The following is a 12,713-nucleotide window of genomic DNA, read 5'->3' on the forward strand; positions in this document are numbered from 1 at the left end:
GAGCAGGATGGAGGTCCACGACAAACGCGATGTTCTGGATGTGCGCAACGCCATCGTCAGCAATTCGAGCTTCGATGACGTGAACATGTCGAACACCCAGTTCCACAACGTGAATTTGTCTGCGGCCAAGATCCAGCGCACCAATCTGAGCAACACCAAGGTGGAGGACGCAAACCTTTCCAACGCGTATTTCACCAACGTGAACATGAGCAATGTGAAGATAGAAAACGCCGAGGTCGCCGGCATGATGATCAATTGCATCAGCCTTGGCGATCTGTTCCAGGCATATGAGACGGCGAAGAACGCCGGGGGCAATTGATGGCAAAGCTCAAGGTCGACGGGAAAGAAATCACTGTACCCGACCATTACACGCTGCTGCAGGCGGCCGAGGACGCGGGCGCGGAAGTGCCGCGTTTCTGCTTCCATGAGCGGCTGTCGATCGCCGGCAATTGCCGCATGTGCCTGATCGAGGTAAAGGGCGGGCCGCCCAAGCCGCAGGCATCCTGCGCCATGGGCGTGCGCGACCTGCGCCCTGGTCCCAATGGCGAGCCGCCGGAAATCTTCACCAACACGCCGATGGTCAAGAAGGCCAGGGAAGGCGTGATGGAGTTCCTGCTGATCAACCATCCGCTCGACTGCCCGATCTGCGACCAGGGCGGCGAGTGCGACCTGCAGGACCAGGCGATGGCCTTCGGCGTCGATTCCTCGCGCTATCACGAGAACAAGCGGGCGGTCGAAGACAAATATATCGGGCCGCTGGTCAAGACGGTGATGAACCGCTGCATCCATTGCACGCGGTGCGTCCGCTTCACGACCGAGGTTGCCGGCATTTCCGAACTCGGCCTGATCGGCCGTGGCGAGGATGCCGAGATCACCACCTATCTCGAAAGCGCGATGACTTCGGAGCTGCAGGGCAACGTCATCGACCTTTGCCCGGTCGGAGCCCTGACCTCGAAGCCCTTCGCCTTCCAGGCGCGGCCGTGGGAGCTGACCAAGACCGAATCCATCGACGTGATGGATGCCGTCGGCTCGGCGATCCGCGTCGATAGCCGGGGACGCGAAGTGATGCGCATCCTGCCGCGCGTCAACGAGGCGGTGAATGAGGAGTGGATTTCGGACAAGACCCGCTTCATCTGGGACGGCTTGCGCACGCAACGCCTCGATCGCCCCTATGTGCGCAAGGACGGCAAGCTCGTTCCGGCGAGCTGGGCCGAAGCTTTTTCGGCGATCAAGGACGCGGTGTCGAAGACGGCACCGGAAAAGATCGGCGCTATTGCCGGCGATCTCGCCGCGGTCGAGGAAATCTATGCGCTGAAGCTTTTGATGGCCGCGCTTGGTTCGAAGAATACCGACTGCCGCCAGGATGGCGCCGCACTCGATCCGTCGCTCGGCCGGGCGAGCTATATCTTCAATCCGACCATCGAGGGCATCGAACAGGCCGACGCGGTGCTGATCATCGGCGCCAATCCGCGCTTCGAGGCCTCGATGCTCAACGCCCGCATCCGCAAGCGCTGGCGCGTCGGCAATCTGCCGGTCGGCGTCATCGGCGATGTCGGCGATACGCGCTACGAGTATGAGCAGCTCGGCGCCGGACCCGACTCGCTGAAGGATCTGGCGGACGGCAATGGCAAGTTCTTCCAGGTGCTGAAGAAGGCGACGCATCCGCTTATCATCGTCGGCCAGGGCGCGCTGGCGCGCGCCGACGGTGCGGCCGTGCTCGGCCAGGCGGCGAAGCTTAGCATGGCCGTCAACGCCGCCCGGGCGGACTGGAACGGTTTTGCCGTGCTGCACAATGCGGCGGGACGCGTTGGCGGCCTCGATCTCGGCTTCGTGCCGGGCGAGGGCGGCAGGAACGTCGCCGGCATGCTGGGCGAGATGGAAGTGCTGTTCCTGCTCGGCGCCGACGAGATCGACATGGCCAACACCGGCGGCGCCTTCGTCATCTATGTCGGCACGCATGGCGACCAGGGCGCGCACCGCGCCAATGTCATCCTGCCAGGCGCCGCCTACACCGAAAAGTCAGGCACCTATGTCAACACCGAAGGCCGCGTGCAGCAGACCAACCGCGCCGGCTTTGCGCCGGGCGATGCGCGCGAGGACTGGGCAATCTTGCGTGCGCTGTCGGATGTGCTCGGCAAGAAGCTGCCGTTTGATTCGCTGCCGCAGCTTCGCGCAAAACTCTATGCGGACTATCCGCATCTCGCCCGCATCGATCATGTCGAGCCAGGCAATGCCGATGATATCGCCAAGGTGGCGAAGCTCGGCGGGCGGCTGAACAAGGGCACCTTCACCTCGCCGGTCAAGGACTTCTACCTGACCAATCCGATCGCGCGGGCGTCGGCCGTGATGGCGGAATGCTCGGCGCTGGCGAAAAACGGCTTCAGGCAGGCGGCGGAATAAGCATGGACACCTTCTTCTCCTTCTACGTGCTGCCGGCGCTGATCATCCTCTTGAAGTCGGTCGTGCTGATCGTCGTTCTTTTGATCGCGGTCGCCTATCTGCTTTATGCCGACCGCAAGATCTGGGCGGCAGTGCAATTGCGCCGTGGCCCGAATGTCGTCGGCCCATGGGGCACGCTGCAGGCTTTCGCCGACCTTTTGAAGTTCGTTTTCAAGGAGCCGGTGATACCGTCCGGCGCCAACAAGGGCGTGTTTCTGCTGGCACCGCTGGTGTCGGCGGTGCTGGCGATCTCCGCCTGGGCAGTCATCCCGGTCAATCAGGGCTGGGCGATCGCCAACGTCAATGTCGGCATCCTCTATGTCTTCGCCATCTCCTCGCTCGAAGTCTATGGCGTGATCATGGGCGGCTGGGCGTCGAACTCGAAATATCCGTTCCTCGGCGCGCTGCGTTCGGCCGCGCAGATGGTGTCCTACGAGGTCTCGATCGGTTTCGTCATCGTCACCGTGCTGCTGTGCGTCGGCTCGCTCAACCTGTCCGACATCGTGCTGTCGCAGCAGGACGGGCTGGGCACCAAGCTTGGCCTGCCCAACACCTTCCTCGACTGGCACTGGCTGTCGCTGTTTCCGATGTTCGTCATCTTCTTCATCTCGGCGCTGGCCGAGACGAACCGGCCGCCCTTCGACCTTGTGGAAGCCGAATCGGAACTGGTCGCCGGCCATATGGTCGAATATTCGTCGACGCCGTTCCTGCTGTTTTTCCTCGGCGAATATGTCGCCGTCGTGCTGATGTGCGCCCTGGCCACCATCCTGTTCCTCGGAGGCTGGCTGCCACCTTTCGACTTCGCGCCCTTCACCTGGGTGCCGGGGCTGATCTGGTTCGTGCTCAAGGTCTGCCTGATGTTCTTCATGTTCTCCATGGTGAAGGCGTTCGTGCCGCGCTACCGCTATGACCAGTTGATGCGGCTCGGCTGGAAGGTCTTCCTGCCGATCTCGCTGGCGATGGTGGTGATCGTGGCTGCCTTCCTCAAGCTGACGGGGATGGCGTGATGAATGCGAGCTTGATCGGCGCTTTGGTGGGCGTGGTGGTGGCGGCGGCAGATTTCGCGCTGCTCAGACTGCTTGCCTCGCGCGTTGATCTCGACGAGACGAAACGTGTTTTGAACATAACCGGCCTCAGCCAATTCGTGCTGCTGCCGATCGTGGGCTGGTTCGTGGCCCCGCTGTTTGCTGGAGAATGATGATGTCAGCGCTAGCCCAAGCCGCCAAGTCGCTGCTGCTGCAGGACTTCGTCAGCGCCTTCTTCCTGTCGATGCGCCAGTTCTTCGCGCCGAAGGAGACGATCAACTATCCGCATGAGAAGGGGCCGGTGAGCCCGCGCTTCCGCGGCGAGCATGCGCTGCGCCGCTATCCCAATGGCGAGGAACGCTGCATCGCCTGCAAATTGTGCGAGGCGATCTGTCCGGCGCAAGCGATCACCATCGAGGCCGGCCCGCGCCGCAACGACGGCACGCGCCGCACCGTGCGCTACGACATCGACATGGTGAAGTGCATCTATTGCGGCTTCTGCCAGGAAGCCTGCCCGGTCGACGCCATCGTCGAGGGGCCGAATTTCGAATTCGCGACGGAGACGCGCGAGGAACTTTATTACGACAAGGACAAGCTGCTGGCCAATGGCGACCGCTGGGAGCGCGAACTGGCGCGCAACATCTCGCTGGATGCGCCGTATCGCTGACATTTGACGCATGGACGCGGCGAGGGGCCTCGTTTAAGGAACACGCAACTTGCCGACCGGAGGCGGTGGCAACAATCGAATAGGACGAACGTCCTGTTCGGACAGGAAACCCGGGGGAACCCATGCTGAGTGGACTAGAGGCGGCCTTTTTCTACCTCTTCGCCTTTGTCGCGGTGGCGTCGGCGTTCATGGTCATTTCGTCGCGCAATCCCGTGCATTCGGTGCTGTTCCTGATCCTGACCTTCTTCAACGCCGCCGGCCTGTTCATGCTGACCGGTGCCGAATTCCTGGCGATGATCCTGCTCGTCGTCTATGTCGGCGCGGTCATGGTGCTGTTCCTGTTCGTCGTCATGATGCTCGACGTCGACTTCGCCGAGATGAAGGAAGGCGCCCTGCAATATGCGCCGATCGGCGCGCTGGTCGGGCTGATCCTGGCGGCAGAGCTGATCGTCGTGCTCGGCGGCTACACCTTCGCGCCGCAACTGGCCTCGACGGTGTCAAAACCCATTCCGGACCTTGCCGCGCGCTCGAACACCGCAGCACTCGGCGACATCCTCTATACCGACTACCTCTATTACTTCCAAATTGCGGGCCTCATATTGCTGGTCGCCATGATCGGCGCCATCGTGCTGACGCTGCGCCACAAGCCGGGCGTCAAGCGGCAGTCGATCGCAGCCCAGGTCGGCCGCACGCCGGCGACGGGCATGGAAATCCGCAAGGTCAAGACAGGCGAGGGGATCTGAGATGACCGTCGGCATAGCGCATTATCTCACCGTATCGGCGATCCTGTTCACGCTCGGCGTGTTCGGCATCTTCCTCAACCGCCGGAACATCATCGTCATCCTGATGTCGATCGAGCTGATCCTGCTCGCGGTCAACATCAATTTCGTCGCCTTCTCGGCGGCGCTCGGCGACCTCGTCGGCCAGGTGTTCGCGCTGTTCGTGCTGACGGTCGCGGCGGCCGAGGCCGCCATCGGTCTTGCCATCCTTGTCGTCTTCTTCCGCAACCGCGGTTCGATCGCGGTCGAAGACGTGAACATGATGAAGGGTTGACGGAACCACAATGTACCAGGCCATCGTCTTCCTTCCGCTGCTCGGCTTCCTGATCGTCGGCCTGTTCGGCAATTCGCTCGGCGCCAAGGCATCCGAATACATTACTTCCGGCTTCCTGGTGATTGCGGCGGTGCTGTCTTGGGTCGCCTTCTTCTCCGTCGGCTTCGGCCATGGCGAGGTCTTCACCGTGCCGGTGCTGCGCTGGATCCAGTCGGGCGGCTTGGAGGCCGCATGGGCGCTGAGGATCGACACGCTGACGGTGGTGATGCTTGTCGTCGTCAACACGGTGTCGGCGCTGGTCCATATCTATTCGATCGGCTACATGCATCACGATCCGGACCGGCCGCGTTTCTTCGCCTATCTGTCGCTGTTCACCTTCGCCATGCTGATGCTGGTGACGGCCGACAATCTGGTGCAGATGTTCTTCGGCTGGGAAGGCGTCGGCCTCGCCTCCTATCTGCTGATCGGCTTCTGGTACAAGAAACCGTCGGCCAACGCCGCGGCGATCAAGGCCTTCGTCGTCAACCGCGTCGGCGATTTCGGCTTCGCGCTCGGCATCTTCGGCGTGTTCGTGCTGTTCGGCTCGGTCAATCTCGGCACCATCTTCGCCAATGCGGCGACGTTCATCCCGGCCGAAGGCGCACCGCACGGTGCTGCCGTGCTGACCTTCCTTGGCTATGCGTTGGATAAGCAGTCGGCGATGACCGTGGTCTGCCTCTTGCTGTTCATGGGCGCGATGGGCAAGTCGGCGCAGGTGCCGCTGCACACCTGGCTGCCCGACGCCATGGAAGGCCCGACGCCGGTCTCCGCACTCATCCACGCCGCCACCATGGTGACGGCTGGCGTGTTCATGCTGGCCAGGCTGTCGCCGCTGTTCGAGCTGTCGCATTCGGCGCTGACTGTGGTCACCTTCATCGGCGCCTTCACCGCCTTCTTCGCGGCCACCGTCGGCCTCGTCCAAAACGACATCAAACGCGTCATCGCCTATTCGACCTGCTCGCAGCTCGGCTACATGTTCGTGGCGCTCGGCGTCGGCGCCTATGGAGCGGCGATCTTCCACCTGTTCACGCATGCCTTCTTCAAGGCGCTGCTGTTCCTCGGCTCGGGTTCGGTCATCCACGCCGTCTCGGACGAGCAGGATATGCGCAAGATGGGTGGCCTGAGGACACTCATCCCGAAGACCTACTGGATGATGGTGATCGGCACGCTGGCGCTGACCGGCGTCGGCATTCCGGTGACGGTCATCGGCACCGCCGGCTTTTTCTCCAAGGACGCGATTATCGAAAGCGCCTTTGCCGGCCATAATATGTTCGCCGGCTTTGCCTTCGTGCTGCTGGTTGTCGCCGCCTGCTTCACCTCCTTCTACTCCTGGCGGCTGATCTTCATGACCTTTCACGGCGAGCCGCGGGCGAGCCACGAGGTCATGCATCATGTCCACGAATCGCCGCCGGTGATGCTGGTGCCACTGTTCATCCTGGCGGCGGGCGCTCTGTTTGCCGGCATCATCTTCCATGGCGCCTTCATCGGCGAAGGCTATGCCGAATTCTGGAAGGCGTCACTGTTCACGCTGCCGGAAAACCACATCCTGCACGACATCCACGAACTGCCGCTGTGGGTGGAACTGTCACCTTTCATCGCCATGGTGATCGGCTTCTTGATCGCCTGGCAGTTCTACATCCGCTCGCCGGAACTGCCGCGCAGTGTCGCCGCCAACCACCGCCTGCTTTACGCCTTCCTGCTCAACAAATGGTACTTCGACGAGCTCTACGACTTCCTGTTCGTGCGGCCGGCAAAACGGCTCGGCCGCTTCCTGTGGAAGACCGGCGACGGCACCATCATCGACGGGCTTGGGCCTGACGGCATTTCGGCGCGCGTCGTCGACGTCACCAACCGTGTCGTCAAGCTGCAGACCGGCTACCTCTATCACTATGCCTTCGCCATGCTGATCGGCGTTGCCGCACTCGTCACCTGGATGATGCTCTGATGACCGCCTGGCCGATCCTATCGCTGGTCACCTTCCTGCCGCTGGTGGGTGTACTGTTGATCCTGTTCATCAGGGATGACAGCGAGAACGCACGCCGCAACATCCGCGCCATCGCGCTGTGGACGACGAGCATCACCTTCATCATTTCGCTGTTCATCTGGACCGGCTTCGACAATTCGCAGCCCGGCTTCCAGTTCGTGGAAAAGTTCGCCTGGCTGGACTCCGGCATTTCCTATCATATGGGCGTCGACGGCATCTCGATGCTGTTCGTCATCCTGACCACGTTCCTGATGCCGCTTTGCATCCTTGCTTCGTGGGAATCGATCGAGAAGCGCGTCAAGGCCTATATGATCGCGTTCCTTTTGCTGGAAACGCTGATGATCGGTGTGTTCTGCGCGCTCGACATCGTCTTGTTCTACGTCTTTTTCGAAGCCGGCCTGATTCCGATGTTCATCATCATCGGCGTGTGGGGCGGCAAGCGGCGCGTCTATGCCTCGTTCAAGTTCTTCCTCTATACGTTGGCCGGCTCGGTGCTGATGCTGCTCGCCATCATGGCGATGTTCTTCCAGTCCGGCACCACCGACATTCCGACGCTGCTGACGCATAATTTCCCGGCCAACATGCAGACATGGCTGTGGCTCGCCTTCTTCGCATCCTTCGCGGTGAAGATGCCGATGTGGCCGGTGCACACCTGGCTGCCTGATGCGCACGTCGAGGCGCCGACGGCCGGTTCGGTGATCCTGGCCGCCATCCTCTTGAAGATGGGCGGGTACGGCTTCCTGCGCTTCTCGCTGCCGATGTTTCCGCTGGCGTCCGAAATGTTCGCGCCGCTGGTTTTCACCCTGTCGGTTGTCGCCATCATCTACACCTCGCTAGTGGCGCTGATGCAGGAGGACATGAAGAAGCTGATCGCCTATTCGTCGGTCGCCCATATGGGTTTCGTTACCATGGGTATCTTCGCGATGAACCAGGAAGGCGTGCAGGGTGCCATCTTCCAGATGCTGTCGCACGGCCTCGTCTCCGGCGCGCTGTTCCTGTGCGTCGGCGTCATCTACGACCGCATGCACACACGCGACATCGACGCCTATGGCGGGCTGGTCAACAACATGCCGAAATACGCCACGGTGTTCATGATCTTCACCATGGCCAATGTCGGACTGCCCGGTACCAGCGGCTTCGTCGGCGAGTTCCTGACCATGCTCGGCGTGTTCCGGGTCAACACCTGGGTAGCGTTCTTCGCCGCCACCGGCGTCGTCCTGTCGGCAGCCTATGCGCTCTGGCTCTACCGCCGGGTGATCTTCGGGGCGCTGACCAAGGATAGCCTGAAGGGCCTGCTCGACCTGTCGGCGCGCGAGAAGGTGATCATCTACCCGCTGGTCGTGCTGGTCATCTTCTTCGGCGTCTACCCGGCGCCGGTCTTCGACGCCACGGCCGAATCGGTCAAGGCGCTCGTCACCAATGTCACCGCATCCATCGGCACCGCGCAGACCGCGGCGGCGAACTAACCTAAGGGTTTTGCGAACCATGACGCCGGACCTTCTCTCCAGCCTGTCGCTCTCGACACCAGAGCTGATCCTCGCCATCGGCGCCCTGGCGCTGCTGATGGTGGGCGCCTATTCGCGCTCCAACACCACCAGCACGGTGACCGGTCTTGCCGTCGCCGTCCTGGTACTCGCCGGCATCTGGCTGATCTTTTCCACCGGGCAGGGCAATGCTTACGGCGAAGCCTTCGTCCAGGATCCCTTCTCTCGCTTCATGAAGGTGCTGGCGCTGATCGGCTCGGCGGTGACGCTGGTGATGTCGATGCGCTTCGCCAAGGCGGAGCATTTCGACAAGTTCGAATATCCGGTGCTGATCCTGCTCTGCACGCTCGGCATGATGCTGATGATCTCGGCCAATGGCATGATCGGGCTCTATCTCGGCCTCGAACTGCAATCGCTGGCGATCTACGTGCTGGCGGCGATCAATCGCGACAATCTGCGCTCGACCGAGGCGGGCCTGAAGTATTTCGTGCTTGGCGCGCTGTCGTCGGGCATGCTGCTCTACGGCATCAGCCTCGTCTACGGCTACACCGGCAATACCGGCTTCCAGGAGATCGCCACGGCGCTCGGCAGTGGCGAGCGCCAGCTTGGCCTCGTCTTCGGCCTGGTCTTCGTGCTGGCCGGCCTCGCCTTCAAGATATCGGCGGTGCCGTTCCATATGTGGACGCCTGACGTCTATGAAGGCGCGCCGACGCCGGTGACGGCCTTCCTGGCGGCAGCACCCAAGATGGCGGCAATGGCGCTGATCGTGCGCGTCACCATGGGCGCGTTCAAGCCGATCGCCTCCGACTGGCAGCAGATCATCGTCTTCATCTCGATCGCCTCGATGGCGCTCGGCGCCTTCGCGGCCATCGGCCAGACCAACATCAAGCGGCTGATGGCCTACTCCTCGATCGGCCATATGGGCTACGCGCTGGTCGGCCTTGCCGCCAACAGCCAGGCCGGCGTGCGCGGCGTCGCCATCTACATGCTGATCTATCTGGTGATGACGCTCGGCACCTTCGCCTTCATCCTCGCCATGCGGCGCAAGGAAGGCAATGTCGAACAAATTAGCGATCTTGCCGGCCTGTCCTCGACCAATCCGATCATGGCGACGATCCTGACCATACTGATGTTCTCGCTGGCCGGCATCCCGCCGCTCGCCGGCTTCTGGGGGAAGTGGTACGTGTTCCTGGCCGCCATCAACGCCAATCTCTATGCGCTGGCGATCATTGGCGTTCTGGCCTCGGTGGTAGGCGCCTACTATTATCTGCGCATCATCAAGATCATGTGGTTCGATGAGCCGGTCGGCGGCTTCGTGCCGATGGCGACCGAATTGCGTGTCGTGCTCGGCGTCAGTGGCGCCTTCGTGCTGTTTTACGTGCTGATCGGCGGGCCGATCGGCACCTATGCCGAAGCCGCCGCAAAGACCTTCTTTTAGACGGGATGGCATTTCGGCTGGCTCCAACCGCAGCGTCGGACGGCTTCCGGCTCGAAGCGCATGAGACAGTCGGTTCCACCAACGCGCTGGCGCTCGACCATGCGCGCGCGGGTGATCCCGGCAAGCTCTGGGTCGTTTCAAAGAAGCAGGAAAGCGGACGTGGCCGGCGCGGCCGGGTCTGGGCGACGCCCGAGGGCAATCTGGCGGCGACGTTGCTGGTCGTCACCACTGCCGAGCTTCGGCTTGCCGCGACGCTCGGCTTCGTCGCGGGACTGGCGCTGGCCGATGCGCTCGACGCCGTCGTGCCGAAGGGCAGGATCTCGATCGGCCTCGATGGCGCCAGCGAAGGCAAGAACCGTTTCGAGCTGAAATGGCCGAACGACGTGCTCGCCTCCGGCGCCAAGCTTGCCGGCATCCTGCTGGAATCGGCGATATTAGAAGGCGGCCGCTTCGCGGTGGCGGTCGGCATCGGCGTCAATGTGGTGGCATACCCCAAGGATTTACCTTATCCGGCTACATCGCTTTACGCGCTGGGCGCCGTCTGCGATGCCGAGACATTGTTTCTGGCGCTGTCGGATGCCTGGAGCGAGAATGCGCGGCTGTGGAACGAAGGACGCGGGCTGTCAGCCGTCAGACGGCGCTGGCTGGAGCGTGCGGCGGGGCTTGGCGGGCAGGTTGCTGTCAGAATTGACGGTAATGTGGTTCGCGGCACCTTCGAGACCATTGACGAGCACTGCCGTTTCGTGATCCGCGACGATGAGGGTTCGGTTCTGACGATCGCCGCCGGCGACGTACATTTCGGCGCGGTTGCGTCAGCCCGGGTTTGATCGGCGGGCTTTGACCGGCCAGGAAAGGAAAGATCATGGCGACAGCGGAAAACGCCGAACTCGTCTTCGTGCCGCTCGGCGGCGTCGGCGAGATCGGCATGAACTTCGCCCTCTATGGCTATGGGCCGGCCAATGCGCGTGAATGGATCGTCGTCGATGTCGGCGTTACCTTTCCCGACGCCGCGCATCCGGGCGTCGACCTGATCCTGCCCGACACGCGCTTCATCGAGGAGAACCTCGCCAATCTGCGCGGCATCGTCATCACCCATGCGCATGAGGACCATTACGGCGCGCTGCACGACATCTGGCCGAAGCTCAAGGCGCCGGTGTGGATGACGCCGTTCACCGCCGGCCTGCTGGAGGCCAAGCGGCAGGGCGAGCAGGGCGCGCCGAAGATCCCGACGACGATCTACCGGGCCGGCGAAAAGTTCACCATCGGCCCGTTCGAGATCGAGGCCATTCCAGTGGCGCACTCCATTCCGGAACCGATGTCGTTGGCGATCACGACGCCGGCCGGCACCATCATCCATACCGGCGACTGGAAGATCGATCCGGAGCCGACCATCGGCCCCAAAACCGACGAGGCGCGTTTCCGCGCCTATGGCGACAAGGGCGTGCTGGCGCTGATCTGCGATTCCACCAACGCGCTGCGGGAAGGGGAGTCGCCGTCGGAAGTGGCGGTGGGCGAGGGCCTCAAGGGCGTCATCCAGAGTGCCGCGGGCCGCGTCGCCGTCACCACTTTCTCCTCCAATGTCGGGCGCATCGTTTCCATTGCCAAGGCGGCGCGGGACGCTGGCCGCCAGTGCCTGGTGCTCGGCCGTTCGCTGAAGCGCGTCATCGATGTGGCGGGCGAACTCGGCTATATGGACGGGCTGCCCGAATTTATCGCCGAAGAAGATTACGGTTTCATCCCGCGCGAAAACCTCGTCATCATCTGCACCGGCAGCCAGGGCGAGCCGCTCGCCGCGCTCGCCAAGCTGTCGCGCGACGAGATGAAATCGGTGTCGCTGACGGCAGGCGACACGGTGGTGTTTTCCTCGCGTACCATACCCGGCAACGAGAAGGCGATTCTGGAGATCAAGAACCGCCTGATCGATCTCGGCATGAAGATCATCGAGGACGGCGATGCGCTGGTGCACGTTTCCGGCCATCCCCGCCGCAATGAATTGCGCAAGATGTATGAGTGGGTGCGCCCGCTGATCGGCGTTCCCGTGCATGGTGAGGCGGCGCATCTGGTGGCCCAGGGGTCACTGATGTCGATGTCCGGCATCGGCCAGGTGGCGCAGGTGCGCGACGGCGATATGCTGAGGCTCTATCCAGGTGCCGCCACGATCATCGACCAGGTGCCGTTCGGCCGCATCTACAAGGACGGTCGCCTGATCGGCACCGACCAGGCGATGGGCATTCGCGATCGGCGCAAACTGTCCTTCGCCGGCCATGTCGCCGTCAATGTCGTGCTCGATGACAAATATGAGCTCGCCGGCGATCCCGATCTGGTCGCCATCGGTGTCGCCGAGGCTGATGCCAGCGGCGAGACCCTGGAAGACCTGATGCTCGATGCGGCAATCGGCGCCGTGGACTCCATCCCCCGTCAGCGCCGAAAAGACCTGGACCTCGTGCAGGAGGCGGTGCGCCGTGCCGTGCGCGGTGCTGCCAACGAAGCCTGGGGCAAGAAGCCGCTGGTGACGGTGTTCGTCACAAGGTGAGGGAATAGGGATTAGGCAGTAGGCAATAGCAGAAGGCGGCCAAACTTTTTC

General features: G+C 62.6%; 12 protein-coding genes. All 12 read left to right on the forward strand.

The features are described from left to right. Nucleotides 1-7: 7 nt before the first annotated feature. The 12 genes from OHD62_RS25440 (at nucleotide 8) to OHD62_RS25495 (ending at nucleotide 12,662) form a co-directional block, all read left to right on the forward strand. Nucleotides 8-319: a pentapeptide repeat-containing protein gene (locus OHD62_RS25440; RefSeq protein WP_263788376.1), complete on the forward strand. Its 312-nt coding sequence runs from the start codon at nucleotides 8-10 to the stop codon at nucleotides 317-319. Beyond that, nucleotides 319-2,400 carry an NADH-quinone oxidoreductase subunit NuoG gene (gene nuoG / locus OHD62_RS25445; RefSeq protein WP_263788378.1) on the forward strand — a complete coding sequence of 694 codons (2,082 nt, stop codon included), beginning with the start codon at nucleotides 319-321 and terminating at the stop codon, nucleotides 2,398-2,400. The genes OHD62_RS25440 and nuoG overlap by 1 nt, the downstream gene beginning before the upstream one ends. 2 nt (nucleotides 2,401-2,402) lie before the next feature. Next, on the forward strand, nucleotides 2,403-3,446 hold the full coding sequence (gene nuoH, locus OHD62_RS25450; RefSeq protein WP_263788379.1) for an NADH-quinone oxidoreductase subunit NuoH: 1,044 nt from the start codon (nucleotides 2,403-2,405) through the stop codon (nucleotides 3,444-3,446). Beyond that, entirely contained in the window at nucleotides 3,446-3,637 is a 192-nt protein-coding gene (locus tag OHD62_RS25455; RefSeq protein WP_263788381.1) for a hypothetical protein, read from the forward strand. The genes nuoH and OHD62_RS25455 overlap by 1 nt, the downstream gene beginning before the upstream one ends. Before the next feature lie 2 nt (nucleotides 3,638-3,639). After that, complete coding sequence (nuoI, locus tag OHD62_RS25460) at nucleotides 3,640-4,131, forward strand: NADH-quinone oxidoreductase subunit NuoI (protein WP_036241856.1); 492 nt, start codon at nucleotides 3,640-3,642, stop codon at nucleotides 4,129-4,131. 122 nt (nucleotides 4,132-4,253) lie between these two features. Further along, complete coding sequence (locus OHD62_RS25465) at nucleotides 4,254-4,874, forward strand: NADH-quinone oxidoreductase subunit J (RefSeq protein WP_263788386.1); 621 nt, start codon at nucleotides 4,254-4,256, stop codon at nucleotides 4,872-4,874. A gap of 1 nt (nucleotide 4,875) precedes the next feature. Beyond that, complete coding sequence (gene nuoK, locus OHD62_RS25470) at nucleotides 4,876-5,184, forward strand: NADH-quinone oxidoreductase subunit NuoK (RefSeq protein ID WP_006335669.1); 309 nt, start codon at nucleotides 4,876-4,878, stop codon at nucleotides 5,182-5,184. Between the two features lie 10 nt (nucleotides 5,185-5,194). Beyond that, entirely contained in the window at nucleotides 5,195-7,168 is a 1,974-nt protein-coding gene (gene nuoL / locus OHD62_RS25475; protein ID WP_263788401.1) for an NADH-quinone oxidoreductase subunit L, read from the forward strand. Further along, complete coding sequence (locus tag OHD62_RS25480) at nucleotides 7,168-8,673, forward strand: NADH-quinone oxidoreductase subunit M (RefSeq protein ID WP_263788403.1); 1,506 nt, start codon at nucleotides 7,168-7,170, stop codon at nucleotides 8,671-8,673. Before nuoL ends, OHD62_RS25480 begins: the two co-directional genes overlap by 1 nt. Nucleotides 8,674-8,692: 19 nt before the next feature. Further along, entirely contained in the window at nucleotides 8,693-10,129 is a 1,437-nt protein-coding gene (gene nuoN, locus OHD62_RS25485; protein WP_263788405.1) for an NADH-quinone oxidoreductase subunit NuoN, read from the forward strand. A gap of 5 nt (nucleotides 10,130-10,134) precedes the next feature. Further along, nucleotides 10,135-10,956: a biotin--[acetyl-CoA-carboxylase] ligase gene (locus tag OHD62_RS25490; protein WP_263788407.1), complete on the forward strand. Its 822-nt coding sequence runs from the start codon at nucleotides 10,135-10,137 to the stop codon at nucleotides 10,954-10,956. 35 nt (nucleotides 10,957-10,991) lie between these two features. Next, nucleotides 10,992-12,662, forward strand: coding sequence for a ribonuclease J (locus OHD62_RS25495; RefSeq protein ID WP_263788408.1), 1,671 nt, complete (start codon nucleotides 10,992-10,994; stop codon nucleotides 12,660-12,662). The last annotated feature ends 51 nt before the right edge of the window (nucleotides 12,663-12,713 follow it).

Origin of the sequence: Mesorhizobium sp. YC-39 (assembly GCF_025753795.1) — a bacterium.
Classification (GTDB): domain Bacteria; phylum Pseudomonadota; class Alphaproteobacteria; order Rhizobiales; family Rhizobiaceae; genus Mesorhizobium.